This is a genomic window from Corynebacterium sp. CCM 9203 (genome assembly GCF_041357675.1).
In the GTDB taxonomy this organism is placed as follows: domain Bacteria; phylum Actinomycetota; class Actinomycetes; order Mycobacteriales; family Mycobacteriaceae; genus Corynebacterium.
Genome location: NZ_JAUERY010000005.1, coordinates 64,957 through 91,885, shown reverse-complemented (window position 1 = coordinate 91,885; position 26,929 = coordinate 64,957). Strand labels below are relative to the sequence as shown.

The 26,929-nt window shown below is 59.6% G+C and carries 16 protein-coding genes, 2 tRNA genes and 1 CRISPR repeat array; of the genes, 12 read left to right on the top strand and 6 right to left on the bottom strand.

Annotated features, from left to right (window positions below; translation table 11 throughout):
• Nucleotides 1-37 precede the first annotated feature (37 nt).
• Both QWU44_RS10620 and QWU44_RS10615 read right to left on the bottom strand, forming a co-directional pair.
• Nucleotides 38-2,251 carry a cytochrome c oxidase assembly protein gene (locus tag QWU44_RS10620; protein ID WP_370915653.1) on the bottom strand — a complete coding sequence of 738 codons (2,214 nt, stop codon included), beginning with the start codon at nt 2,249-2,251 and terminating at the stop codon, nt 38-40.
• A 457-nt stretch (nt 2,252-2,708) separates the two neighbouring features.
• The gene (locus tag QWU44_RS10615; protein WP_370915652.1) at nt 2,709-3,311 is read right to left on the bottom strand and encodes a hypothetical protein; all 603 of its coding nucleotides are present in this window, start codon (nt 3,309-3,311) and stop codon (nt 2,709-2,711) included.
• 482 nt (nt 3,312-3,793) lie between these two features.
• Between QWU44_RS10615 and QWU44_RS10610 the strand changes: the two genes are divergently transcribed.
• The 12 genes from QWU44_RS10610 (at nt 3,794) to cas2e (ending at nt 15,641) form a co-directional block, all read left to right on the top strand.
• Nucleotides 3,794-3,870 (top strand) — tRNA-Arg (locus QWU44_RS10610).
• 295 nt (nt 3,871-4,165) lie between these two features.
• Nucleotides 4,166-4,966: a mycolate reductase gene (gene cmrA / locus QWU44_RS10605; RefSeq protein ID WP_370915651.1), complete on the top strand. Its 801-nt coding sequence runs from the start codon at nt 4,166-4,168 to the stop codon at nt 4,964-4,966.
• Between the two features lie 3 nt (nt 4,967-4,969).
• Nucleotides 4,970-5,632 (top strand): oligoribonuclease, encoded by a 663-nt coding sequence (gene orn / locus QWU44_RS10600; RefSeq protein WP_370915732.1) that lies wholly within the window; start codon nt 4,970-4,972, stop codon nt 5,630-5,632.
• A 70-nt stretch (nt 5,633-5,702) separates the two neighbouring features.
• Nucleotides 5,703-5,775 (top strand) — tRNA-His (locus QWU44_RS10595).
• A 782-nt stretch (nt 5,776-6,557) separates the two neighbouring features.
• The gene (gene cas3 / locus QWU44_RS10590) at nt 6,558-9,479 is read left to right on the top strand and encodes a CRISPR-associated helicase Cas3' (protein ID WP_370915650.1); all 2,922 of its coding nucleotides are present in this window, start codon (nt 6,558-6,560) and stop codon (nt 9,477-9,479) included.
• A gap of 7 nt (nt 9,480-9,486) precedes the next feature.
• Nucleotides 9,487-11,133: a type I-E CRISPR-associated protein Cse1/CasA gene (gene casA, locus QWU44_RS10585; RefSeq protein WP_370915649.1), complete on the top strand. Its 1,647-nt coding sequence runs from the start codon at nt 9,487-9,489 to the stop codon at nt 11,131-11,133.
• Complete coding sequence (gene casB, locus QWU44_RS10580) at nt 11,126-11,761, top strand: type I-E CRISPR-associated protein Cse2/CasB (RefSeq protein ID WP_370915648.1); 636 nt, start codon at nt 11,126-11,128, stop codon at nt 11,759-11,761. Before casA ends, casB begins: the two co-directional genes overlap by 8 nt.
• Nucleotides 11,762-11,793: 32 nt before the next feature.
• A complete protein-coding gene (cas7e, locus tag QWU44_RS10575; RefSeq protein ID WP_370915647.1) occupies nt 11,794-12,942 on the top strand; it encodes a type I-E CRISPR-associated protein Cas7/Cse4/CasC in 1,149 nt (382 codons plus the stop codon).
• The gene (cas5e, locus tag QWU44_RS10570; protein ID WP_370915646.1) at nt 12,939-13,664 is read left to right on the top strand and encodes a type I-E CRISPR-associated protein Cas5/CasD; all 726 of its coding nucleotides are present in this window, start codon (nt 12,939-12,941) and stop codon (nt 13,662-13,664) included. The genes cas7e and cas5e overlap by 4 nt, the downstream gene beginning before the upstream one ends.
• Nucleotides 13,661-14,320 (top strand): type I-E CRISPR-associated protein Cas6/Cse3/CasE, encoded by a 660-nt coding sequence (cas6e, locus tag QWU44_RS10565; protein WP_370915645.1) that lies wholly within the window; start codon nt 13,661-13,663, stop codon nt 14,318-14,320. Before cas5e ends, cas6e begins: the two co-directional genes overlap by 4 nt.
• 3 nt (nt 14,321-14,323) lie before the next feature.
• Complete coding sequence (gene cas1e / locus QWU44_RS10560) at nt 14,324-15,295, top strand: type I-E CRISPR-associated endonuclease Cas1e (protein ID WP_370915644.1); 972 nt, start codon at nt 14,324-14,326, stop codon at nt 15,293-15,295.
• A gap of 4 nt (nt 15,296-15,299) precedes the next feature.
• The gene (gene cas2e / locus QWU44_RS10555) at nt 15,300-15,641 is read left to right on the top strand and encodes a type I-E CRISPR-associated endoribonuclease Cas2e (protein ID WP_370915643.1); all 342 of its coding nucleotides are present in this window, start codon (nt 15,300-15,302) and stop codon (nt 15,639-15,641) included.
• A 196-nt stretch (nt 15,642-15,837) separates the two neighbouring features.
• Nucleotides 15,838-23,617: direct repeats of the CRISPR family, unit length 29 nt; unit sequence GGGACCATCCCCGCACAGGCGGGGACAAC.
• 278 nt (nt 23,618-23,895) lie between these two features.
• Here the strand turns inward: cas2e and QWU44_RS10550 are convergent.
• From QWU44_RS10550 to QWU44_RS10535, 4 genes are all read right to left on the bottom strand, one after another.
• A complete protein-coding gene (locus tag QWU44_RS10550) occupies nt 23,896-24,456 on the bottom strand; it encodes a nicotinamidase (RefSeq protein ID WP_370915642.1) in 561 nt (186 codons plus the stop codon).
• A gap of 114 nt (nt 24,457-24,570) precedes the next feature.
• Nucleotides 24,571-25,062: a 6,7-dimethyl-8-ribityllumazine synthase gene (ribH, locus tag QWU44_RS10545; RefSeq protein ID WP_370915641.1), complete on the bottom strand. Its 492-nt coding sequence runs from the start codon at nt 25,060-25,062 to the stop codon at nt 24,571-24,573.
• On the bottom strand, nt 25,059-26,321 hold the full coding sequence (locus QWU44_RS10540; RefSeq protein ID WP_370915640.1) for a bifunctional 3,4-dihydroxy-2-butanone-4-phosphate synthase/GTP cyclohydrolase II: 1,263 nt from the start codon (nt 26,319-26,321) through the stop codon (nt 25,059-25,061). Before QWU44_RS10540 ends, ribH begins: the two co-directional genes overlap by 4 nt.
• Entirely contained in the window at nt 26,318-26,920 is a 603-nt protein-coding gene (locus QWU44_RS10535; protein ID WP_370915639.1) for a riboflavin synthase, read from the bottom strand. The genes QWU44_RS10540 and QWU44_RS10535 overlap by 4 nt, the downstream gene beginning before the upstream one ends.
• Nucleotides 26,921-26,929: the final 9 nt, after the last annotated feature.

Below are 26,929 nucleotides of genomic sequence, written 5' to 3'. Positions count from 1 at the left end.
TGGCCTCAGTAGTTATCCCCAGTCATCGACAGTCGGGTTATCGTCCCTCGTCACGACCGTTCGCCCTCCGGGATGTACTGATGTCCTGCTCGTAGTACTCGTCAAAGTAGTTCTCCCCGGCATTCATCTTGGCCAGCATCTCGTTGTAGGCGGCCATGTCCTCGTCATCGGTGGCGTCAGCACGACGGTCATAGATCCGCATCTCCCGTCGATCCGCACGCCACCACTGCAACAGGACCGCTCCAAAGATGATCAGCAGCGGAAACTGGCCCGACGCCCATGCGATACCGCCACCCACCGTCTGATCCTTCAACAGATCGATGTCCCACGGCAGCCCCAGCGTGGAGTAGAAATCGTAGGCGAGAACCGTCTGCATCTGCATAAGGGTGACGCCGAAGAACATGTGGAACGGCAGGGAGAAGAACAGCCATGCCCCCTTACCCATCGGACTGCGCTGCACCGGGACCGGGTCGACACCGATGAGTTCCCAGTAGTACATGAACCCGGACCACAGAAACACGACATTCATCATCAGGTGCCCGGCATGCTCCGTCACGGCGACGTCATAAAGCGGCGTGAGATAGAGGATGTAGAAGAGCACCACGAACTGGATCGTGTTCACCGCGGGATGAGTGAGAACACGAACGGCAGGATTATTGATGGCAACAAGTAACCACTCCCGGGGCCCCGGAGTATCCGGACTCCCCGGCTCCAGCGCCGCGAGGAACAGAGTGAACGGTCCCCCCAAAACCCAAAACACCGGAACCCCCATGGTGAGGATCATGTGCCCGATCATGTGCATCGAGAACGTCGCCGGCATGTTCATCCCGATACCGGAGCACATGGTGAACAGCAGCATCACATTCCCCGCCTGGAACCAGAATGTGCGCACCATCGGCCAGACCACACCGCGCTGGCGCAGACGATGAACCGCCCAGCCGTACCCAAGCGCAAAAATGATGGCGACTGTCCCGAAGACCAGATCGAAGCGCCACATCGTCCACACATTCCACAGTGTCGGTTCCTCGAAGAGTTTGTACCCGAGCTGAATGTCCATCGTGTTCAGATCTGCCGACCGCGGTGGCGGCGGCGGGGTCCGGCCGAGCGACACCGCCACCCCGGTAATCGCGGCCATCACCAGAACCTCGACCACTGCGACCCTGCGGAACAAGGCATGATCCGCCGGATTCTGGTTGAGTGCTGAGATCGTCACCCGTCGGTGGATGAACCCGAAGAGGGCAAGCACGATCACCCCCACAGTCTTGGCGGTGATCAAAAATCCGTAGCCGGTGGTGAACCAATCAGACCATTGGATGCGGATCGCGGCGTTCACGAGACCTGAAACCGTCATGAAACCGATCGACACCAAGGCGATCAGCGAATAACGCCGAACAGCGACATCCATCTGCGTGCCCCGACGACGTCCATGCGCGATGAGCGCCATCAGACCACCAACCCACAGCGTCATGAACAGCAGGTGCCAGAGGTAAGAGTTCGTACCGAAATCATGATCACCCCCCGTGGCGGAGTGCCCCTCGAGACCGAGGGGCACGACCATACCGATCGCCCCGAGAAGCAGTATCGGCTGCATCATCCACCGACTCGACAACAACCCGAGAATCGCCGTAGAGAAAGCGATGCACGCAACAACGAACCATGCCAGTGATGTCGGCACCTGCGACAACGCAATCAGCCAGGATTCCGGACGGACAGTGAGAGTGAACGGCTGACCGGAAACATCAGACAGATACAGCGGAATCATCAGAAGCGCGATCAACCCGACGCACGCTGCCGCCAACGACCCCTCCCGCGCGGCGACCGAACCATCCACACCCAACTTCGCGGCGTACAGCCTCTCAGTCGTCACATTATCCGGACCGGATTCCTCCGAGATCTCATCACCAGCATCCTGATCGACCTCATGATCGCCAGATGGCGGATCAGACTGCTCTGTCCCCTCCCGCTGCCCCCCAACACGGGAACCACGGCCCGGAGCAACCCCGGACCGAATCGCCCGGATCTCCTCCGTCGCGAGTGGCCTCCCCACCGGCGAGGTCAAGAACCCGCTGAAAAGAAACGAACCCACCGACAACGCGACCAGCATCATCGCGATCCCCCGGAGCATGGGTAGCCCGGCGGTGGTGATCGGACCGGGATCAGGAATACCCAGGGCCGCCAAAGATTCCGCGAGAAACCCCCACGAAATAACCGACCCGACCGCACCCGCCGTCAGAAGGAACAGAAGGTACATACCAGATGAACCTCGGGCCCGGCGTGCGGACTTCACACCCGACCGGATTCTCCGGGGAGACTCATCCGACCCAACCTGCCGGTCACCCCGCACAACATCCACAGCTTCTCCATGCATGTTGCCAGCGTATCCCGACCTCCACCCGATACCCTAGCCTGTACGACAAGACCCACGTGACGGGAACAAACGTCATCGACGGTCCACCCGATGCTGTCAATCACATGGCGTCGAACGACACCAGAACCGATGCACGGAAATCAGAGGGTGCGTTTCCCCGTAACCGGCCCCCACGGACTGCGAACCACAGGGGCACCAGCGCACACTTTTGTTCCGGCATGCGAAGACCCCGCACTGTAGTGCGGGGTCTTTCGTTCATGTCGATCAATACTCGACTTTGAAAGCTCAGACGTAAATCCGATCCCTCTTGTCAGGATACCGACACCGGGTGAAGAACGAATCAGTTCTTCGGGATACCCTTGCCCTTCGGCGCGGGATGGGTGTTCTCGGGAGCCGGAGCCGGAGCCGGAGCGGCATGGGATCCACCGAAGAAGTTCGGGATCAGGCCCTGGGAAACCGCCCAGGAAATACCAGCGGTAATCAGACCGATAACACCGGCGAAGACAGCGAACGGAGCTACAAGACCCAGGAATGCGCTGCCCAGATCGACTTTGTTGCCGTCGGCGTCCTCGCTGGAACCGTTCTTGTCCTTGCTGTCGCCGTCATCCTGCGGATCAGTGGTGCTGGAACCGAAGTTGAAGTCGTCGGACTTGACGGAGCTTTCGCCGGCTTCCTCATCCGAACTCGTGAGGACAGGGTTGCCGTCCTCATCGCTGGAGCCCATCTTGTCACTGTCCTTGTCGCTGGAGCCTTCTCCGTCAACCTTGACGGAGCTCTCGATGACCTCTTCATCCTCACTCGTGACAGCAGCGTCCTTGTTCTCCTCGGAGCTGAGAACGGGCTTGTTGTCCTTGTTGTCCTCGGTCGCGTACGCGGGGGCGACAACGGTCAACGGGAGGGCGGTTGCGACCATCAGGGCCAGGGCTTTTTTGCTGAGTTTCATAGAGAATCTCCTTGAGTGGTGAGTTACAGTTCGTCAGAAGCATAACTTAAGTCGTACGTAGGAGCACACGGTTTCCTGAGCTTTTCCCCGCAGAACCGTCCCTACCTGCGAATATAATCATCGTCCCGCAGTAAAAGATTCCCCCCGAAAGAAGCCACGCTTCAATTTACAACCCCGGAACTTAACGGCAACGCATCCAGATCTCACACTTTCGCCAAGGCTTACCTGAGTTAAACCTCCACTAATCATCAGTCCACTATCATCACGACACCATTCACCAACACCCACAGAAGCCCTCATCCAGACTCCCATTGGAGCAAGACCTTGAATGTAGGCTAGAGTCTCTTATCGGAAAGATCCCGACCACGTCCCAACGTGTGACAAGCCGCTCTGAGCGGACACCTCACGGGTTCCGGTTTCCACCCGCAACGCACAATGTGCCCGTGAAACCGGATGAGACTCTCGGTAGGGGCTTTCAACACGCCTCCGTAGCTCAGTGGATTAGAGCATCCGGCTTCTATCCGGCTGGTCGCAGGTTCGAATCCTGCCGGGGGCACCATACGGCGCCGACCCCAAACTTCGGATGATGGTTCGGGGTGGGCGCCGCTTTTCCATGCAGAGCACCGCACAGTTCCAGCGGCCACCATCGGGATGAAGCGACCATCACCAGGTTCGGAAACGATGAATGCCCGGGGCCAACCACCCTCATCGAGCATCTGCGATAAAAAGCCCACAGCGTGAAAAACTCCGCACCCGATCCCGCAATCCTGACTCTGGCACTAACGTCGTGTCAGACCGGTACGATAAGCCGGTCACCCCAATTCAGGACCCGCGTTCCCCAAGAAGGAGCCCCCATGGCCTTACCCTCCCCCCGCGAAGATGCCCGAGCACTGGTGACCGGAGCGAGCCAGGGCATCGGCATGGCAATGGCCCGCGACCTGGCCCGTCTCGGACACAATCTCATTCTCGTGGCGCGGCGCGAAGATGTGCTCCGAGCATTCGCCGACGAGTTACACGCCACCCACGGTGTGACCGTCGAGGTCCGCCCCTGCGATCTCTCCGATCCCGCCGCCCGCAACGAGCTGATCGACGAAATCCGGGAGCGGGACATCACCATCATCATCAATTCCGCAGGCATCGCCAGCTTCGGCCCCTTCATGGACCAAGACTGGAACTACGAGACAGCACAGTTCCAGTTAAACGCCGCAGCGGTCTTCGAACTGACCCGGGCAGTGCTTCCGGGCATGCTGGACCGTGGTCGAGGAGCGATCTGCAACGTGGGTTCCGCGGCAGGAAACATGCCGATCCCCAACAACGCGACTTACGTCTTCACCAAAGCGGGCGTCAATGCGTTCACGGAAGCCCTGCACTATGAACTGAAGGGAACCGGTGTCTCCTGTACGCTGCTCGCCCCCGGGCCCGTCCGCGATGCAGTCATCGATGAAGCGAACAAATCAATCGTCGACAAAGTAGTCCCGGACTTCCTCTGGACCACCTACGAATCCTGCTCCAGGGAAACACTCAGCGCGATGTCGGGAAATCGACGTCGCGTCGTCCCCGGCCCCCTCGGAAAGGCGATGGACCGGATCAGTGCGGTGGCCCCCACAGCCCTCATCTCCCCGATCATGGGATCCTTCTACAAGAAAATGGGTTGAATGATGCCCCACAACAAGACCGAAATAACAGAAGACACGAAAATCCCGGCGAAAAACGACCGGCTCGTCTGGATAGACCTGGAGATGACCGGCCTCAACCCATCCGAGCACGTGATCGTCGAGGTGGCGGCCGTCATCACGGACGCCAACCTGAACATTCTCGGCGAAGGCGTGGACCTAGTGGTCCACGCCACGGAAGAGGAACTCTCCAAGATGGACGGCTTCGTGTCCGAAATGCACCGGGCCTCCGGCCTCACAGAAGAGATCCGATCCTCCACGGTATCGCTGGAAGAGGCCGAACAAGCGGTACTGAGCCTCATCACCGAGCACTGCGATCCCGCACACCCTGCACCACTCGCAGGAAACTCAATCGCCACCGACCGCAGCTTCATCAGGGCATACATGCCACTTCTCGACGCCACACTGCACTACCGAATGATCGACGTCTCATCCATCAAAGAACTCACGCGACGCTGGTACCCACGGGTCTACTTCCGCCAGCCGGACAAAGGAATGGCTCACAGGGCACTCGCGGACATCATCGAATCAATCCGGGAACTGGACTACTACCGCCGCGCAATCTTCGTCACACAACCCGGCCCCGGAACAGAGGAAACCCAGGTTGCAGCCACCGAATCAGAGAACGCCTACGCCCGGTTTTTGTAAAACCAGGGATCTGGGTTAAGCTGTTCCTCGCTGCTCACAGTCAGGGAAACCGACAGTGCAGTCAGCAATGGTGGCTGTAGTTCAGTTGGTAGAGCACCAGGTTGTGATCCTGGGTGTCGCGGGTTCGAGTCCCGTCAGCCACCCCCAAATGGAAGAAAATCCCCGGATCTTAGATCCGGGGATTTTCTTGTGCACCCAGAATGTCCCCGAGTTCCCTCACCTGGGGGCCCACACCTTCCACAGACTTACACCCACAAGCCTCACCGGAAACTCCAAAACACCACCAGACATCCCGACACGACCTTCTACCGCCCAGATATCAACCTGATCAGTACGCCCACACCGATAACTGGGATAGTCGAAAAAACCACTTCCGATGTCTGCAACAGACTCACAACCCTTCTTGGAGGGTTCGAGTAGTCACAAGCCTCTCCCGAAAGAGATATTGAACAATATTGTTGATAACAGCAGTCATTCGAGATAGCGACTATGCCTTATTCACTGAACAATATCCAGAGCAACTTAACGCCTAGCTAGGCTGCCACCATCGTGTCAAGGTTCGCAGGAAAGGGATGGCAAACGTCACTGTCCGGGACACAGAGCTTCAACCCCTACTGCAATCTAACGATTCTCCAACAGCGCCAAAAATTCCGGCCACTAGAGTGAGCAGTCACACACCCCATTCCCACCCCTCGACAAGACGCTAACCTGATCCCTCAACATCTCTCGACCGGAGATGAGAACTTACGAGACGAACCTGTTAAACATCCACGTGGGCACCTCCGGTAAACCAAAGCATCGCAGTTCACCCCTCACCAGATATCGAACTTATGTTCCCCCCCTATCGGTCCACGTGTCCCATACTTTTGGCAGAGTATTGGTTGATCCCACAAGCACCCGGACCACAACGGCAGGACAAGCGAGTATGCAGAGCGTCTTTCACCAACAGCCCCCTCCACTAAAGCCCCTCACAAGCTCTTGGGCCAAATCTCCCCGCAGTTACGGCGAAGACAGCACGGAGATGCTTCCCCTTTACATACACCTTGATGACACGGCCTCTGTAGCCGACAACATGTGGGACAACTGGTTACCACAAGCCACCCGACGTTTAATCTCTCAGTCTTTCACCACTGAGCTACTTGCCAAAAAAGCTGCGGTATTCTTGGCTGCTGGCCATGACATCGGTAAACACTCATCCGCCTTTGCAATGCAGGTCCGGCCACTTGCCGACCGGATGCGTGACGCGGGGATGCACTTCGTTCCCCTATCCCCCGGCGAACGGCGCAGTGCACCGCACTCGATAATCAGCTATCTCAGCATGCTTAAATGGTTCGAAACAAAGACTGGCACCTGGGGCGTTCCAGGGGTTAACGCTCTCGCAGGTGTTGTCGGAGGACATCACGGCGTCTATCCTGACGGAACCTGCACTCCAATGAACGTGTCCGCCTTTGCCAATGAAGAACACCTCCATTGGAGTAAAGACCGACTCATCTGGTGGGATCGCGCAGCCGCAACAGCCGGACTCTCAGATGCCGAGATTGAGACCTTGGCCTGTTGCACTCCGACTCAATCCGCGCTCCACTCTTTAACGGGCTTCGTCATAGTGTGTGACTGGATCGCGTCCAATGCCGATCTGTTTCCGCTGACGCGCAATGCCGACCGGAACAGTCGAACCCAGCAAGCTCTACACAACCTCGCACTACCGGCACCATGGTCTCCAGCGATACCTGACAGCCTTGAAACGCTTTTCTCCGCCCGTTTCGACCTTCCCGCCGGAGCTGCCCCACGAACCACTCAACTTGCAGCGATGGAATCAGCCTCAGAGATCGACAGCCCCGGCCTCATTCTCATCGAAGCCCCGACCGGAGAAGGAAAAACAGAAGCTGCACTCGCCGCAGCCGAAATCGTCGCGTCCCGATTCCAATATGGCGGAGCCGTTGTAGCATTGCCTACCTGTGCCACCAGCGACGGTATCTTCAACAGAATTCTCTCCTGGCTTGAACGTGCCATACCAGAGAATATGGAAGCATCGGCAGTGCTCTGCCACTCACGTGCTCAGTTCAACGATGAGTATCGCGGGCTTTTAGAAAGCCATAACCAACTACATCCGGTATACGACGATCTCGAAGAATTCGGACATAAGCATGATTGTGGCAAGATCTCTGCACACTGGTGGCTGCAGGGTCGAAAAAAATCATCACTCGCAAACTTCAGTGTCGGGACCATTGATCAAGTACTTTTTGCAGCTCTCTCATCAAAGCACGTCATGCTTCGACATCTGGGGCTCGCCGGAAAGGTCGTGATATTGGATGAGATTCACTCCGCTGACACTTATATGTCTGTCTACCTTGACAGAGCCTTAGAGTGGTTCGGGGCGTCCGGCACCACAGTCATCGCCCTCTCTGCAACATTATCCCCCACACGACGCGCTGAGATGTGTACGGCCTACGCGAGGGGGCAGCGTAGCTCCGTACACGTTAGACCAAAGTCGATGAGTTTCAACGAGCGTCGTGAACGGAGAAAAGACTCCCTGCCCGATCCCGAGAAAACCCTGTGGAAGAAGGCTACTGAGGTTACCGCTTACCCAGCAGTATCATGTGTCTCGAACGGCGAGATAAAAGTACGAACTCCCCTTCCCTCCGGACGCACGAGAACTTTTTCCATCCGGTCGATTGGGGAATCTGCAGAAGATATTGCACAAACAGCACTCGAGATAACAACTGAAGGCGGATGCGTAGGTATTATCGCCAACACAGTATCCAGAGCCCAAGAAATTTACAGCACACTAGCAGCATCTATTCCTAAAAAGGAGATCTTTCTACTTCATTCAAGGTTCCTAGCCGTCGACCGGAGATCACGTGAAAAGAAGCTACTCACACTGCTCGGACCGAACGGTCAACGTCCAGCTCGCCTGATCGTTGTTTCTACTCAGGTGATAGAACAATCTCTGGACATCGACTTTGATGCACTAGTGTCCGATCTAGCCCCCATGGATCTGCTCATACAACGAGCAGGCCGGATGCACCGCCATCAGACCAATAATGCCCGACGTCCAGTGAATCTACGGTCAGCGATATTACACATCTCCGGAGTCACCGGCGTGGATTTAGAGCGTTCAGAAATACCTGTTGATCCCCCCAGTTTCCCCAAAGGTTCCAGGTACGTCTACGGGGAGGCTGCGCTCCTGCGCACAACGCTAACGCTTCTTCGCCATGGCACGGTCATCACATCTCCGACAGATGTAAGTTCACTCGTCGACAGTGCCTACTCCGCAGACCTAAATTCCCCTTCTTCATGGGCGGACGCGTGGACCAACGCACACGAGAGGGAAATCGAACAGCACAACGAGAGCCGCGCTCGAGCGTCCACCTTCTTGGTACCATCTCCCTCTCGGGGTGGCATCGTCGGATGGGCCACCATCAGTGACGAAGAACCAGGTGGACGAAACATCGGAGTTCCGCAAGTCCGAGATGCGGATGCGACCTACGAGGTCATTGTGATTCAGCGTCGAGGCGACATTCTGACCACACTCCCTTGGTTAGGTGACTACGGAAACCAGGTAGTTAATCCGATCACGGGTATTGATACTGAGTTGGCGAAAAATATAGCAATGTGCACTGTGAGCCTTCCCGCTTTTCTCTCAAAAGGAAGCCTGGGAGACGAAGTTCTTGATACCCTGGAGAAGAACTACATCGACGTATGGCAGAAATCCCACTGGCTAAGGGGTCAGCTCCCACTAATTCTCGACGAGAACCTCTCAGTAGAAATTAATAAATACAGAATCTGGTACGACACAGCAACAGGCATTAAGATTGAAAAGATCGGTGCCTCAGAGGCAGGAGCCTGACCACATCATGAGCGCGGCTATTTTTAACCTCATCGACCAACCCTGGATAAAGGTTCTCAACCAATCCGGGCACGTGGAAGAGGTAGGCATACGGAAACTTCTGCATTCAGCAGACGAATATAGACAACTGAGTAATGAACTCCCGACCATGGATTTTGCGATCCTCCGGATACTCCTTGCCATCCTCTATCGTTCACTGAGAGAGGAACTAAAACACGATCCTCTTGACTACTGGAAGCAAATGTGGGATCTGAGGAGCCTCGATATCGAGATGGTAGATGAGTACCTCGATACCTGGCATGGTCGATTCAACCTCTGCGATCCTGAACACCCTTTTCTTCAGGCCGCCATGCTCCGGACACCCGCCGGGGCATGGAAGGATCTCTCAGTAATCATTCCAGACAGTCCAGGAGAGGATGCTCTTTTTACCCGTACAGACCCACGTACACCGATATCGTTGGCTCAGGGGTCTCGCTGGCTAATTAACGCAAACGCATGGGACTGCTCAGGAATCAAATCTGGGCAGTGTGATGATCCGCGGGTTAAAGGTGGAAGAGGTTATCCGATGGGAATCGGATGGTGTGGCTGGCTCGGTGGGACGACAGTCGTAGGCAGCACACTGCTCGAAACCCTGCTTCTCAATTTCATCGCAGACCGAGTTCCGGAAGCCGATGATCTCCCATTGTGGGAGGAGCCTCCATTGCCCTCAGGACCAAGACCAGATCTGCGGCCACCGGGGCAGGTGGCACTGTTTACCTGGCCACAACGCCGCATTCGACTTCGAGTGGAAGATGGCATGGTCACTGGTGCATTGGTCTGCAACGGAGATCCGGTTGACTATACCGCGCAGCTTCAGAACGAAACCATGACCTCATTCCGCTACTCTGAACCTCAATCTAAGAAAGCGAAGCGCACCATCTACATGCCTCGGACGCTCAACCGTGGGCAGACCATGTGGCGGGGGCTTGAAACACTTCTTCCGAGTCCCGATCCGAGCATGGTCGCGGGACCCAACGGGAGCAAGGTTCGCAGGTTCATTCCCCCACATAACGTCACCTGGGTCGGTCGACTGACCAGTGGTTCTCTTCCACCTGCATACCGTATCGTTCTTGATGTCGTGAGCATCGAGTACGGCACTCAGAATTCCGTAGTTGACACTATCCTCCATGATTCCCTCCGTCTATCCAGCGAACTTGCGTCGGCTGACGCGCAGAACCTCCACGGGCTGGTCCTTTCTGCGGTCGAACGTGCAACCCAAATCGGCCGGGAGTACACAAACCTTGCAGGCAACCTCGCTATCGCAGCGGGAGGAACACCGGAAGGACAGCGAACTCGCGCCACCACCCATTATTTCAGTCAAGTGGATCCGATGTTCCGTACCTGGCTCACCGGTATCACCGCCCAGTGCGATCAAGATGTGGAAAGGGTTAAATGGGCCTCATCTCTCCGCAAACTTGCGCTGGGTTTAGCGGAAAATCTCGTGGTGAATGCGGGGGAGCCTGCGTGGACAGGGAGAGAACATGATGGCCGCGTCTACACCGCTCCGTTGGTCCACGCACGGTACATGGCAGCGATCAGCAAAATTCTCCCCCCGGAAGAAAAAGATGCCACCTACAATCCCGAAGAGAGGAAAACCAAGAATTCCCATGACTGACGGCACCGACACGCAGCAGCGTCCAATGAGGGCGGCAATAAGAGCGAAGATGAACCGCCAAATTGCTGATCTTCAAACCCGCTACCTGCATGAGGAAAGCCGGGCCAAGGCCCAGCTCGCACTCATGCGATCAAGCACAACGAGAGAACTCGGTGACATGCCCGACATGTGGCCGCTCATTCTTTCGGGTTTGCCTGCGAACAGCAATCAATACAACGAGCCGAGTTACGCAGAAAACGCAGTCTACACAGCATTCGGACTCTATGGAATCCATCAGCAGTCCCAACGTCATCCCATGCACATACCCATGCGGGAGGAGGGGGCGGAGTCAGACCGTCCCACAGGATTTGGAGACGCTATTCGACGTCTCGCTGACCCTTCAAATACGGAGGCATTCGAACAATCGATATTAAGGAGATTCCGTGCCCTAGCGACAGCTCAGACCTTCGATGCATCCAGGCACCACGCGAGGGGTCTCATCCAGCAGTTCCGGGCACACGCGATCCCCCTAGACTACGCGCAATTCACTGTCGATCTCTACGAACTACAGTTCGCCGAGAGCGCCCCCGGGGTACGACTCCGCTGGGGACGACAGCTTCACCGTACCGCTCCGAAAACCAATCCCTAATCCTGTCCTAATAACCCACGAAAGGTAATCTCATGACAACCAAGAATCTCTACCTCGACATCCACATCATCCAGTCCGTACCACCGTCATGCATCAACAGGGATGACACCGGAAGCCCGAAATCAGCCGTCTACGGCGGCGTGCGCCGTTCCCGCGTGTCGAGTCAGGCATGGAAGCGTGCAGCGCGAGACAACTTCAAAAACTACCTCAACACTGACGAGCTTGGTGAACGCACCCTCGTCGCTGTTGACCAAATCACTTCAAAAATCCACGAACTTCGACCCGATATCAAAATCGACACCGCCAAAAACCTCGCAGTAAAAACTCTGACCGCATCCGGGATCAAGGTGAAAGAACCCAAGGTAAAGAAAGGCGAAGAGAAAGCAGCGAGCCCAGTCACCGGATATTTGCTTTTTCTGTCTCGCCGCCAAATCATCAACTTGGCCAAACTCGGTATCGAATCAAACGACTCCGGCAAAGCAGCTACCAAGAAAGCTGCACAGGCAGCAATCACCGATGATCGTTCTATCGATATCGCACTCTTTGGCAGAATGATCGCTGACGCTCCGGAGTTAAACTCAGACGCGACCTGCCAAGTCGCTCATGCACTATCAGTGCACCCTTCGCTCACCGAGTTCGACTACTTCACCGCGAGTGACGATAATAAGGCCAAAGATACTGCCGCAGCCGGAATGATCGGGACCGTTGAATTCACATCATCAACACTTTACCGATACGCCACAATTGATGTCCCCAAACTCGTCAAAGAGTTAGGATCGATTGATGCCGCATGCCGCGCTGTTGAGGCATTTATCATGTGTTTCACACTATCCATGCCAACCGGTAAACAAAACACCTTTGGAAACAGGACACGCCCTGAACTTGTCATGGTATCCATCCGCGAAGATCAGCCGGTAAACTTCATTGGAGCTTTCGAAAAAGCCATTAAATCCGATTCCGGATATGGAGAGAAAGCCGTAATCAAGCTCGCTCAGCACGCTGTACGCGAAGACACCGACTACGGCACCGAGCCGGTCGCCGTTCGATATTTTGTCTCCGGGTCTGCCGCAACCTCAGAGGCAAAGAGCGAATTGGATAAATATGGAACCTTCGGAACTTTCCAGGACATCAGGAATTTTGCCATCGATTCCGTCAAAAATCGTCTTGGGAGTCCGGAATGACGGTCGTTGTACTCCAACTTGCCGGATCATTACAAGCGTGGGGTAGCGAGAGTCGTTTCAACCACCGAAAGACCCTCGATCATCCAACGAAAAGTGGCGTCATCGGACTGGTGGCAGCAGCGCTCGGTCGTTCACGTGAAGAGTCCATTGATGACTTGGCCATCCTCCGCTTCGGGACACGGATTGATCAACCGGGTACACTACTCACTGATTTCCAGACAGAAATTGATTGGGAAAAGGTGTCCAGGGGTACTGCCATCAACAAAGCATCTAGGCCACTAACCCACCGGGACTATCTTTCCGATGCCGTGTTCCTCGCAGCGCTCGAGGGACAGAACGAAGAGATTTGCCAAATAGCCGAAGCACTCCAGAAACCAAGATACCCGCTCTTCCTCGGTCGTCGCTCTTGCCCTCCGAGCAAGAGAATATTCCTTAGTGTTGAAGAAGGCCCCCTTGAACAGGTACTAAACGACTACCGCTGGCTCGCGTCCGAGGTTTATACCGATTCACTTAAAGAATCAGTACGGCTCCATTATTACCGCGATGCTTTACCTGGGGAGAAATACGACGAACTCATCAGAGATACACCTCGGAGCTTCCGCGAAAATGGCCGGGCACACGATCTTCGGGGAGTCGTCCATGGTTTCACGGAACCCCGCAATGCGGGCAACACCTCTACACCCAACCACGACCCAATGCTCCTCCTGAGAGGTGAAGCATGAGCTACCTGTCCCGCATGAATTTGCATCCACGGCGACGTGGAACCACAGAACTTCTCGGCAATCCCTGGAAAATGCACGCAGCCGTAATGAGCTGTTTCCCCCCTGAGTTAACCGGGGACGATAGCCACCGCGTCCTATGGCGGATAGACCGCTCCGAGCACGCAATCAGCCTCATCATCGTCAGCAGAGATCAACCCTCGTTCATCCACCTCCAGGAACAAGCTGGCTGGGAAAATCAGTCCTCCTGGGATTCGGTACGCTACGATCCATTTCTGAATCGAATGCAGGAAGGAGATATCTACCGATTCCGACTCACTGCTAACCCGAGCAAAACGATTCGAACCGACAACGGGGAAAGGAAACAGGTCGGTTTACTGACATTAGCGGATCAAACGAAATGGCTCACTGAACGAACAGAAGAAAAGGGCTTTTCAATTACCTCTCCTGGACCGGATGAAGACCCGATGTTCCAGGTCACCAAGAAAGGTCTGCAACGATTCCGCAGAGGCCAACGCACTGTCACCCTAGCGACAGCCCAATACGACGGAATCCTGCGCGTCACAGACCCAAACCAGCTACGGAAGACCCTCACTGATGGGATTGGTCGCGCGAAAGGATTCGGTATGGGCCTACTAACACTGGCACCAGCGAGATAAACGATGGCACGAGGATTAGGAGTCGGTAAACCGACTCGCTCGTCAGAACTCACCCGCGCCAGTGATCGGATTAGCTTCATCTACCTGGAACACTGCACCATAGGGAGAGATGATGGTGCTTTAACTGCAACCACTGAGGAAGGGACCCTTCATATCCCAACTTCAACGCTGGGAGCACTTCTACTCGGGCCGGGTACCCGTATAACGCATCAAGCCATGCTGGTAGCCGCAGACAGCGGAACAAGTGTCATCTGGTGTGGGGAAAATGGTGTCCGATATTACGCGCACGGCCGACCGCTCGCCAGATCCACTCGGCTCCTCGAACAACAGGCGGCCCTGGTTTCAAACACCCGATCCAGACTCCGAGTTGCACGGCGAATGTATGAGATGCGGTTTTGCGGTGAATCAACTGAGGGCCTCACGATGCAGCAGCTTCGAGGTAGAGAAGGCGCACGGGTGAGAGATGTGTACCGGCGATGCTCTGAAACGACAGGAGTGAAGTGGTCGAAGAGGCAATATGACCCCAATGATTTTCTGTCCAGTGATGACATTAACCAAGCCCTGTCAGCAGCTCATGCTGCTTTGTACGGTGTCGTTCACTCAGTGATAGTCGCCCTCGGATGTTCTCCTGGACTCGGGTTTGTGCACACAGGGCACGACCGAAGTTTCGTATATGACATTGCAGATCTTTATAAGGCAGAGGTTTCCATCCCGGTCGCATTTGATACTGTCGCTAGGCTTCACAATGAAGAGCTAACTCCCGATAGTCTAACCTCCGAGATCAGGCGAAGATGCCGGGATCTTTTCAAGGAGAACAAAATACTCAGCCGCACCACACAAGATATAAATCGCCTCCTATCTCCCAACAAAGATCGAGGAGATATAGACACTACTCCACTCCCCGACGTAGTCGAATTATGGGATGAGAAGGTAGATTCGGTTGAATCGGGAATAAACTACGATATGGATTCCTAGACTCATGATTACGATAATCTTATCTTGCTGCCCACCTTCCCTACGTGGATATCTAACACGATGGCTCATTGAGGTATCAACCGGCGTGTATGTAGGTCGGGTAAATACTCGCTTACGTGAGAAGATTTGGGCGATCATCATCGAAGAGGTGGGCAGCGGTAGAGCGATCATGACCTACCCTGATCAAACTAAAGAACAGGGATTCTCCATCCTCATGCACAACCACGAGTGGATAACCATCGACCTAGATGGACTACAGCTCATCATGCGCCCCATATCCAAACGGAAAACCAAAACACTCAAAGGATGGTCCCGTGCTTCTCGACGTCGAAGAGCAAGAAGGTAAAGAGACCTCTTATCTTCAGCAGAAATGACATCAGAAAGACAGGAAAAAGGTCACCAATAGCGCAGTATTAGACCTTTAAAATCATCCCTCAAAAACAGGAAAATAACCGATAACTAGTCCTGAAGATCAGTGTTTAGATCATCCCCCGCCCGCTGGGAACAACCACCGGCGATAACGGTAACTTTGCGTAATTGGTGGAGCCATCCCCGCACAGGCGGGGACAACTTTGGGGCCTTTCGGTGCCTCTCGGATCGGGCCGGATCATCCCCGCACAGGCGGGGACAACTACATGATGGTGTGTCCTTTCGGGTGGTGTGGGGGACCATCCCCGCACAGGCGGGGACAACAAAAACAAGGCGTGAACTGCCCGAACGGTGTCGGGACCATCCCCGCACAGGCGGGGACAACTATAGACCGCGTCTCTGTAGGCGGCGCGGTCAGGGACCATCCCCGCACAGGCGGGGACAACTCTCGGTCCCCTTCCGTGGCGCGGTAGTAGCCGGGACCATCCCCGCACAGGCGGGGACAACAACCGCTTCTCCTCGCGCATCGTCTCGACCTTGGGACCATCCCCGCACAGGCGGGGACAACTTCTTCCGCGGCACCCGTATCTGGCACCACAACGGACCATCCCCGCACAGGCGGGGACAACGATCGCGAAGGCGACCGGCTATGACGCCGGTGGGGACCATCCCCGCACAGGCGGGGACAACTTCACCGATCACGCCTATCTCCCCGCCGAGTTCGGACCATCCCCGCACAGGCGGGGACAACAAAAGGAAAGCACATCTGATGGCACCTCCACAGGGACCATCCCCGCACAGGCGGGGACAACTTCCTGCAGAAGGGCGCCGACGCGATCGCTAGGGGACCATCCCCGCACAGGCGGGGACAACTATAGATCGCGTTTCTGTAGGCGGCGCGGTCGGGGACCATCCCCGCACAGGCGGGGACAACCCGCACGCAGATCACGAAAGATGAAGAACCGCCGGACCATCCCCGCACAGGCGGGGACAACCTGCTGAACTGTATGCGAACCTAGCCGGTCGAGGGACCATCCCCGCACAGGCGGGGACAACCCTGGAAAATGTGGCCGGACACAGGTCTCTGGGGGGACCATCCCCGCACAGGCGGGGACAACCTCGTCGAGGGTGGCGTAGAGGGCTTTGAGGTGGGACCATCCCCGCACAGGCGGGGACAACCAGACCTACTCGGCGCTCCTCATGGATCCCCGGGGACCATCCCCGCACAGGCGGGGACAACCTCGTGAATCAGTTGTCGCGTGATACGTCCCGGGGACCATCCCCGCACAGGCGGGGACAACCGTACCACTGGTTTTCACACGCGACGCATCCACGGACCATCCCCGCACAGGCGGGGACAACGGGGATTGCTGCCGGTTTTGCGCTCGGCGGTGGGGACCATCCCCGCACAGGCGGGGACAACTGAGCGCGTGAAGCGTGCGTTTGCGGCGCGGCGGGACCATCCCCGCACAGGCGGGGACAACGCCGAATCTGTGACCGTGACGCGGCGGAACGCGGGACCATCCCCGCACAGGCGGGGACAACTCGGTGACGTCGGCTCCGTCTCTGTATCAGCCGGGACCATCCCCGCACAGGCGGGGACAACGTCGTCGCTCACCTACTCGAACGCGCAGGCACGGGGACCATCCCCGCACAGGCGGGGACAACTCACTCACCGGGAGCAGGATGAAGGCCCGGGGAGGACCATCCCCGCACAGGCGGGGACAACCTGAAAGCGCACTGTCGGAAGTGCGTGAAAATGGGACCATCCCCGCACAGGCGGGGACAACGATGATGTCGTCCCGCGCGGCACCGCTATCGAGGGACCATCCCCGCACAGGCGGGGACAACACGTTTAAGCCGAATAGTGCCGACGCCGCCGCGGGACCATCCCCGCACAGGCGGGGACAACGCATAACCCGGCAGCTTCGGAAACGTACCCGCGGGACCATCCCCGCACAGGCGGGGACAACATGCCCTACTCGCGCAGATCCTCGACGCAGCAGGGACCATCCCCGCACAGGCGGGGACAACTCAAATGCGAGCACCGGGGATCGCCACCGCCGGGGACCATCCCCGCACAGGCGGGGACAACAAATCAAGGTCGACGAGGTTTCACGGAAGCCCGGGACCATCCCCGCACAGGCGGGGACAACGGACTGGTCATGGCCTACACCTCCCGGCGCTTGGGACCATCCCCGCACAGGCGGGGACAACAGGGACGTGGTTCTCCTGGTGCAAGCCCGCGCGGGACCATCCCCGCACAGGCGGGGACAACTGCGAACGGCTCGACGTCGAGATTTGCAAGTCGGGACCATCCCCGCACAGGCGGGGACAACCAGGGCACGCTGTACGAGCTTCGCTTCGTCCAGGGACCATCCCCGCACAGGCGGGGACAACGTTCAAGGTCGTACCGCACACGATCTGCCATCGGGACCATCCCCGCACAGGCGGGGACAACCATTGTTTCGCGGCGGAAAATAGGGCGGTGATGGGACCATCCCCGCACAGGCGGGGACAACAGAAGGGCACGGGCCCGCGTCGTTGGCCCACTGGGACCATCCCCGCACAGGCGGGGACAACCCACGTGGCGATGACCTCCGGGGTGACCCCAAGGGACCATCCCCGCACAGGCGGGGACAACAACATGGCCTGCGGATCCGAGTTGTACTTCTTGGGACCATCCCCGCACAGGCGGGGACAACCTTGTAGCTCGTCGGTCACATCGCGCGAGTACCGGACCATCCCCGCACAGGCGGGGACAACCATGGCGTCGATCTCCCGGTCGACTATGAGTGGGGACCATCCCCGCACAGGCGGGGACAACGTCTGCTGGCCGACGACCTGCTCAAGCGCAGCCGGACCATCCCCGCACAGGCGGGGACAACAGAGCCGTTCGCGCGCCGATAATCGAACAGAGGGGACCATCCCCGCACAGGCGGGGACAACGAGCCCCGCGAGGGACGTGATGTGGTGTGCTCGGGACCATCCCCGCACAGGCGGGGACAACGTGCACGGTGGCGTGGTTGACGCCGCGTGGGAGGGACCATCCCCGCACAGGCGGGGACAACTTCCACCCAGGTCATACTGCCTCCTTCGTGTAGGGACCATCCCCGCACAGGCGGGGACAACCGACCTGGTTTCTACGCTTGCCGTGGCCGTCGGGGACCATCCCCGCACAGGCGGGGACAACGACCCCGAATCCGGTAAGTCGATCACACGCCACGGACCATCCCCGCACAGGCGGGGACAACTCGATCCATGCGCGTCGCGGTAGCCTGCACCCGGGACCATCCCCGCACAGGCGGGAACAACTGATTGAACAGCCCTGTTTGGAACTGGTTGGGGGGACCATCCCCGCACAGGCGGGGACAACAGAACCCCGATCAACGGCTGGTGAACACGGTAGGGACCATCCCCGCACAGGCGGGGACAACCGGTTCTTCAACCGCGAGCGCTCCCCCGGCCAGGGACCATCCCCGCACAGGCGGGGACAACAATTGAGACGGTAAAACGCCAGCACGGGACGGGGGACCATCCCCGCACAGGCGGGGACAACTGCGGGGTCAATTCGTCAAGTGACATTAGGGAGGGACCATCCCCGCACAGGCGGGGACAACGTTTACTACACGAACGCCGCCCCCGTGACATGGGGACCATCCCCGCACAGGCGGGGACAACATCTGGCGAGGGAGTGACTATCGATGCCTCGAGGGACCATCCCCGCACAGGCGGGGACAACATTTCTGCATCGCCTACTACGACAGCAAGCCCCGGACCATCCCCGCACAGGCGGGGACAACTCCGACGTGAAGTGCGCTGACTGTCAGCGCAAGGGACCATCCCCGCACAGGCGGGGACAACCGCTCGTGTCCGCGTCGATCTTGACGTTGAGTGGGACCATCCCCGCACAGGCGGGGACAACGATGGCGATCCACATGGCGGGGGTGTCGCCTGGGGACCATCCCCGCACAGGCGGGGACAACCGTTCTCCGCCGGGGTTCCGGCGTCGTTTTCGGGGACCATCCCCGCACAGGCGGGGACAACGTGCCTGTAGTTCGGGGCTGTTCCCCGTTCCTGGGACCATCCCCGCACAGGCGGGGACAACCCAACCCCTCGGCAGGCCGCTGGCCTTATCCGCGGACCATCCCCGCACAGGCGGGGACAACATGACCTACTTTGACGTGGATTGGTCGCCCCGGGGACCATCCCCGCACAGGCGGGGACAACACAGCGTACGACTGTAGGAGGTGCGCGGCTTGGGGACCATCCCCGCACAGGCGGGGACAACGAGATCCACTCCACAGAGGTCCTCGACGATGGGGGACCATCCCCGCACAGGCGGGGACAACCATGAGCGCGCCCTGGTATACATTTTCGGACAGGGACCATCCCCGCACAGGCGGGGACAACCACCTGCGTCTCGGCCGTCTTCGCTGCCTCGCCGGACCATCCCCGCACAGGCGGGGACAACCCGGCGCGCTGCCCACCGGGCATCTCAAGTCTGGGACCATCCCCGCACAGGCGGGGACAACTGATCGTGCTCCAGAGCGTACTGACAGCGGTGGGGACCATCCCCGCACAGGCGGGGACAACCTCGGCGTCGACGCGGATAGGCGCGCCCTTCGGGGACCATCCCCGCACAGGCGGGGACAACACAGCGGCGGAAGTTCGCGCAGGTAAACGCGGGGGACCATCCCCGCACAGGCGGGGACAACAAGCGTCTGCGTCGGCCTACGCGACGGCGGCAGGGACCATCCCCGCACAGGCGGGGACAACACCCGCTCACGCGGTGATGAGCAGCCCGTGACGGGACCATCCCCGCACAGGCGGGGACAACATCCCAGGTAAGGAGCCGGGGCGGACCCTCGGGGGACCATCCCCGCACAGGCGGGGACAACAGGAGACCTGTGGTGATGGTCGGTGCCGGGGGGGACCATCCCCGCACAGGCGGGGACAACCACGGCCGCCCGGTTATGTGGCGCTCAATCGCGGGACCATCCCCGCACAGGCGGGGACAACCATGCCCGGGCTTCGGTCGGTTGATCCGTCGCAGGACCATCCCCGCACAGGCGGGGACAACACCACCCGCATGTCACTCACCCCCCGCACCCGGGGACCATCCCCGCACAGGCGGGGACAACTGTTGGCCAGCAGGGGAACGTCGACGGCGGCCCGGGACCATCCCCGCACAGGCGGGGACAACTGCCATGACGGTTCCTTTCTGGATTGTGCCGTGGGACCATCCCCGCACAGGCGGGGACAACTCCACAGGGGCGCTCACCAGGAGGGAGGTTTCAGGACCATCCCCGCACAGGCGGGGACAACCGCTCGGTGCCGTGCTCACCATCCCCACCGAGAGGACCATCCCCGCACAGGCGGGGACAACGCGCCCGGTGTGTGTGCCGAGGGCTTGTTCGAGGGACCATCCCCGCACAGGCGGGGACAACTCAGCCGATCCCGAACGGCGCGCGCAAAAACCGGGACCATCCCCGCACAGGCGGGGACAACTCCATATAGGTCGGGTCATTGCTGGTCGCTTTGGGACCATCCCCGCACAGGCGGGGACAACCGTTCTAAACTCTAGTGCGTAAGCAACAAACAGGGACCATCCCCGCACAGGCGGGGACAACACTTTCAGCGAGTCTTTCGGGTCCGTGCCTTTGGGACCATCCCCGCACAGGCGGGGACAACATGTCGTCGGGGGTGTCGTTCCACCCTTAATAGGGACCATCCCCGCACAGGCGGGGACAACTAGACCTAATTAGCGAACGGGCGGAACTCGCCTAGGACCATCCCCGCACAGGCGGGGACAACGTCGCCACTGACGCGATCCGTCGAAGATTCTCGAGGACCATCCCCGCACAGGCGGGGACAACCGTGCCGGTACCCCTCTGATCAACCCGCGCCCGGGACCATCCCCGCACAGGCGGGGACAACCCCCGTCACCACAGCCCACCCCGGTCAAGCCCGGGACCATCCCCGCACAGGCGGGGACAACCAGGTACTTCACGGAAACGCGGTCCTGGAGGTGGGACCATCCCCGCACAGGCGGGGACAACGCCTGCCGAGTCACGCCGCGGACAACGCCGTGGGGACCATCCCCGCACAGGCGGGGACAACTTGGAGATGTCGAAGGCCGCGAAGGAGCTCGCGGGACCATCCCCGCACAGGCGGGGACAACATGAAGATGATCTTGCCGCCTCGTTTCTCCCAGGGACCATCCCCGCACAGGCGGGGACAACCGGTTCTTCAACCGCGAGCGCTCCCCCGGCCAGGGACCATCCCCGCACAGGCGGGGACAACGAGGAACGTCGACGCGGCCGCGCGCGAGTGCCGGGACCATCCCCGCACAGGCGGGGACAACGGTGGCGGTGCCGCGGGTGCTGATCATCCGCAGGGACCATCCCCGCACAGGCGGGGACAACCCACGCGACTAGGGTGGGTGGCAAGCCAATCCGGGACCATCCCCGCACAGGCGGGGACAACGATTCGTCGTTGTCGAAGACGGCACAGGAGTAGGGACCATCCCCGCACAGGCGGGGACAACGACGGGACGGAGACGCGGATCCCCTTCCCGGGGGGACCATCCCCGCACAGGCGGGGACAACTAAACGCCTCCCACAGCTTTTGGCCCGTTTCAGGGACCATCCCCGCACAGGCGGGGACAACCGTCTGGCACTTTGTGACGATGAGGGTGAACAGGGACCATCCCCGCACAGGCGGGGACAACATAGGGGCGTTCACATTGCGGTTTTTAGACATGGGACCATCCCCGCACAGGCGGGGACAACGCCTGCGGTGTGTGAGCAGATGCCTTGGTCGCGGGACCATCCCCGCACAGGCGGGGACAACGCCTCCTTTCATGAATGGGGTCCATCTGGCTAGGGACCATCCCCGCACAGGCGGGGACAACTACACGCACGCGGCCGCGTGAGGTCGCACCGGGGGACCATCCCCGCACAGGCGGGGACAACCAGCGCAAGGAATAGCATGATGAGGCTCATTTGGGACCATCCCCGCACAGGCGGGGACAACTGACACAAAAGGACGACACCAATGAGTAATCAGGGACCATCCCCGCACAGGCGGGGACAACACGCGCCGGATCGGCGCGTTGTCCTCGACTGGGGGACCATCCCCGCACAGGCGGGGACAACAGAAGGGCACGGGCCCGCGTCGTTGGCCCACTGGGACCATCCCCGCACAGGCGGGGACAACCAGTTCGGGCCGATCATTGCCGCGGCGTCGGAGGGACCATCCCCGCACAGGCGGGGACAACGAGAAGGTCGGCCGAGGAGATGGACGACACGGGGGACCATCCCCGCACAGGCGGGGACAACCCCTTCTGACCAGTCCACGTCGAGAGTGAGCAGGGACCATCCCCGCACAGGCGGGGACAACTCACGGAGTTCTTTCTCGCCGATCTCGAGCTGGGGACCATCCCCGCACAGGCGGGGACAACGGAAAAACCGCCCGCCCCCGCGCCGTTTGTGAGGGACCATCCCCGCACAGGCGGGGACAACCACAGTTCTCCGAGCCAGCCGGGGGCGGCGATGGGACCATCCCCGCACAGGCGGGGACAACTCGCTGGGTGGTGACGCGCCCATTCTTGCGGAGGGACCATCCCCGCACAGGCGGGGACAACTTTTGTGAACCTGCACACGACAGCTCGGTTGAGGGACCATCCCCGCACAGGCGGGGACAACCAGGGCGCGGAGAAACCCGTCGACGTCGCCATGGGACCATCCCCGCACAGGCGGGGACAACTCCCGGAACCGCTCCATCGACCGCGCGAGCGCGGGACCATCCCCGCACAGGCGGGGACAACACTCGAAGCAGGGCGCTTTCGATGTGCTGACCGGGACCATCCCCGCACAGGCGGGGACAACGACGCGAACTCGCAGTACATCGGTGGTGGCCCGGGACCATCCCCGCACAGGCGGGGACAACGCTTTTTTACCAGCGGAAACAGTGGTCCGGGTGCCAGTTTACCTTCACTTGGTTTTTCTTGTCCCGCACGTCTGGTTTCTCCGCCACCCTGATTGTGGGTGTCTCGTTGACAACGATGCGTGTAATCGCGATGGAGAGCTGAAGGCTCGGCGCAGGCCTCCTTGTTCGAGGACACCATGTTCCAGGCCGCAAGGATGCGCGTGTGCCGTGGTCGTCCCGGTTTCTCGGGTTCCCCGCTGATACGGGTCCGGTGTCGTCCGTTCTCAGGTGAGGCGGCACTACACGATCTCGGCTCCGGAGTTTTTCATGTCGGTGAGTGCTTGCGCTTCGGTGTCGGGGTGTACGGGTGAACAGAGGTCGGTGAGTACCCGCACGGTGAATCCTTCTTTGAGGGCGTCGAGGACGGTGGCTTTGACGCAGTAGTCGGTGGCTATACCGGTGATATCGAGGTCTGTGATTCCTTTGTCGCGGAGCCACTCGGCCATGGTGGTGTTGTCGTCGGTGGCGGCGTGTCCTTCGAAGCCGGAGTACGCGGCGGTGTATTCGCCTTTCCGGAAGATCTGGTGCAGGGTTTCTTCGTCGATGGCGGGGTGGAAGTCGGCTCCTCCGGTTCCGACGACGCAGTGCACGGGCCAGGAGTCGATGTAGTCGGGGTTGTCGGAGAAGTGTGTTCCGGGGTCGATGTGCCAGTCCTGCGTTGCGACGATCACGTCGTATCCGTTGTCGGGGTCCCGTTGGAGGCGGGCGATCTGTTCGGCGACGATGTTTCCGCGCTCTGTTCCCAGGGCTCCTCCGGGGCAGAAGTCGTTTTGGACGTCGACGATGACGAGTGCGCGCATGCTGTTGTCTCGCTTTCGGGTGGACCTGGTTGCCGTTGATTCACAGTGTAGGTCGGTTGCATCGACCTGCATGGGCACCGTTCCCCTGTCGGTGGGCGCCGGGAGTTCAGATGATTATGTGGCTGACGTTTCGGGGTAGCTGTTGATTTTTCGTAGGAGGTCGGCGGTATGGATAGCGGCGATCATCGCATCCCGGCCTTTGTTTTCGGTTGCGCCTTCCACGCCGGAGCGGGCGACCGCTTGTTCGTGGGTGTCGCAGGTGAGGACACCGTTGCCGATGGGTGTGCCGGTGTCGAGGGTGATGCGGGTGAGTCCTGCGGTGACGGCGTCGCAAACGTAGTCGAAGTGGGGTGTCCCGCCGCGAATGACGCATCCGAGGGCGACGACGGCGTCCACTTTGGTGGCGAGGGCCTGTGCGACAACGGGTATTTCCAGGGCGCCGACGACGACGTATGCGCGGGCGGTCGCCCCGGTTTCAGCGGCGGCTGCCAGTGCTTCTTCCTGGAGTTTGCCCGTGATGTCTTCGTTCCAGCGGGAGGTGACGATGGCTACGGTGAGTCCTGTCCCGTCCGGGACGTCGATTTCGGGCAGTCCTGCTCCACTCATTGTTTCTCCTCGTCGAGTTGTGCCGTGCGGTTGATGTGCTCGTCGAGCCAGGGTAGGTCGTGACCCATCCGGTCGCGTTTGGTCTGCAGATAGCGCAGGTTGTCGTCATTGACGTCGACGGGTACGGGGACTCGGCGGGCGAGTTGGAGTCCGTAGCCACCGAGTCCGCTGCGTTTGGTGGGATTGTTGGTGAGGAGTGCCATTGACCGGACGCCGAGGTCCCGCAGGATCTGGGCCCCGGTGCCGTATTCGCGGGCGTCGGTGGGGAGGCCGAGGGCGAGGTTGGCGTCGACGGTATCCGCTCCGGAGTCCTGGAGTTGGTAGGCCTCGAGTTTGTGCAGCAGGCCGATGCCGCGTCCTTCGTGTCCCCGCATGTAGAGCAGGATGCCGCGGCCGGCTTCCTGGATCATCCGCATGGAGGCGTGGAGTTGTTGGCCGCAGTCACAGCGTCGGGAGGCGAAGACGTCTCCGGTGAGGCATTCGGAGTGGACTCGGACGAGGACGTCTTCTCCCCCATTGTCATCGATATTTCCCGCGACGAGGGCGACGTGTTCGATTCCGTCGATGAGGCTGCGGTATCCGTGGGCGGTGAATTCGCCGAAGTCGGTGGGCATCCGGGTGACGGCGACTTTCTCGACGAGGATTTCGTTGCGGCGCCGGTATTCGATCAACTGCTCGATGGAGATCAGGGGGAGGTCGTGGGTGTCGCAGAATTCCCGTAGTTCAGGGGTACGTGCCATGCCGGTCGGGTCTTTTTCGGACACGACTTCGCAGAGCACACCGGCGGGCCGTAGTCCGGCGAGTCGGGCGAGGTCCACTGCGGCTTCGGTGTGTCCGGCCCGGGTGAGCACTCCCCCGTCCCGTGCGCGGAGGGGAACGACGTGGCCGGGGCGGGTGAAATCCACTCGAGTGGTGGTGGGGTCCGCTAGCCGACGGATGGTGCGGGCGCGGTCAGTGGCGGAGATACCGGTGGTTCCGGTCGCGGCGTCCACGGTGACGGTGTAGGCGGTGCCGCGGGCGTCCTCGTTGCGGGCGACCATGGGGGGTAGCCCGAGGCGGTCGCAGTCGGTTCCGGTGAGTGCGGCGCAGACGTAGCCGGATGAGTAGCGGACCATGAAGGCGAGTAGTTCCGGGGTGGCGCGGTCTGCGGCGAAAATGATGTCGCCTTCGTTCTCCCGGTCCTCATCGTCCACGACAACTATGGCTTTGCCTGCTCGGATGTCTGAGATCGCGCGTTCAACGGTGTCGAACCCGGTCATTGTTTCGGCCCCTCACGGCGGAGCAGCTTCTCGACGTACTTCGCCAGCACGTCCACCTCCAGATTGACGATGGCACCGGGGGTGAGCCTGCCGAGGATGGTGCTGTCGAGTGTGGTGGGGATGAGGCTGACCTCGAACCAGTCCTCGTCAACGGCGGAGACGGTGAGGGAGGTGCCGTCAACGGCGATGGAGCCTTTCTCCACCACGTAGCGGGCGATCTGTGCAGGCAGGGAGATGCGGAGGATCTCCCAACGCTCGCCGGGTGTGCGGCTGATGAGTTCGCCGGTGGCGTCGACGTGCCCCTGGACGATGTGCCCGCCGAGACGGCCGGTGACGGCGAGCGCGCGTTCAAGGTTGACGGTGTCGCCGGGTTCGAGGGTTCCGAGTGAGGAACGGCGAAGGGTTTCCGGCATGACGTCGGCACTGAATCCGTTGCCGTCGAGTTGTGCGACGGTCAGGCATACTCCGTTTACGGCGATGGAGTCGCCTTCAGCGGCATCTTTGACAACGTCCGTACATCTAACTGAGAGACGGATCACATCACCGTCGGGAGTGATTCCCGCAATGTGGCCGACCTCCTCGATGATCCCTGTAAACATGGTCACCAG

Excerpts from the sequence above, each read along its gene's own strand:
- casA (WP_370915649.1), top strand. The coding sequence starts at position 9,487 with ATGAGCGCGGCTATTTTTAACCTCATCGACCAACCCTGGATAAAGGTT.
- cas6e (WP_370915645.1), top strand. The coding sequence starts at position 13,661 with ATGAGCTACCTGTCCCGCATGAATTTGCATCCACGGCGACGTGGAACC.
- casB (WP_370915648.1), top strand. The coding sequence starts at position 11,126 with ATGACTGACGGCACCGACACGCAGCAGCGTCCAATGAGGGCGGCAATA.
- ribH (WP_370915641.1), bottom strand. The coding sequence starts at position 25,062 with ATGAGTGGAGCAGGACTGCCCGAAATCGACGTCCCGGACGGGACAGGA.
- QWU44_RS10535 (WP_370915639.1), bottom strand. The coding sequence starts at position 26,920 with ATGTTTACAGGGATCATCGAGGAGGTCGGCCACATTGCGGGAATCACT.
- QWU44_RS10615 (WP_370915652.1), bottom strand. The coding sequence starts at position 3,311 with ATGAAACTCAGCAAAAAAGCCCTGGCCCTGATGGTCGCAACCGCCCTC.
- cas3 (WP_370915650.1), top strand. The coding sequence starts at position 6,558 with ATGCAGAGCGTCTTTCACCAACAGCCCCCTCCACTAAAGCCCCTCACA.
- cas7e (WP_370915647.1), top strand. The coding sequence starts at position 11,794 with ATGACAACCAAGAATCTCTACCTCGACATCCACATCATCCAGTCCGTA.
- QWU44_RS10540 (WP_370915640.1), bottom strand. The coding sequence starts at position 26,321 with ATGACCGGGTTCGACACCGTTGAACGCGCGATCTCAGACATCCGAGCA.
- cas1e (WP_370915644.1), top strand. The coding sequence starts at position 14,324 with ATGGCACGAGGATTAGGAGTCGGTAAACCGACTCGCTCGTCAGAACTC.
- orn (WP_370915732.1), top strand. The coding sequence starts at position 4,970 with ATGCCCCACAACAAGACCGAAATAACAGAAGACACGAAAATCCCGGCG.
- QWU44_RS10620 (WP_370915653.1), bottom strand. The coding sequence starts at position 2,251 with ATGTACCTTCTGTTCCTTCTGACGGCGGGTGCGGTCGGGTCGGTTATT.
- cmrA (WP_370915651.1), top strand. The coding sequence starts at position 4,166 with ATGGCCTTACCCTCCCCCCGCGAAGATGCCCGAGCACTGGTGACCGGA.
- cas2e (WP_370915643.1), top strand. The coding sequence starts at position 15,300 with ATGATTACGATAATCTTATCTTGCTGCCCACCTTCCCTACGTGGATAT.
- QWU44_RS10550 (WP_370915642.1), bottom strand. The coding sequence starts at position 24,456 with ATGCGCGCACTCGTCATCGTCGACGTCCAAAACGACTTCTGCCCCGGA.
- cas5e (WP_370915646.1), top strand. The coding sequence starts at position 12,939 with ATGACGGTCGTTGTACTCCAACTTGCCGGATCATTACAAGCGTGGGGT.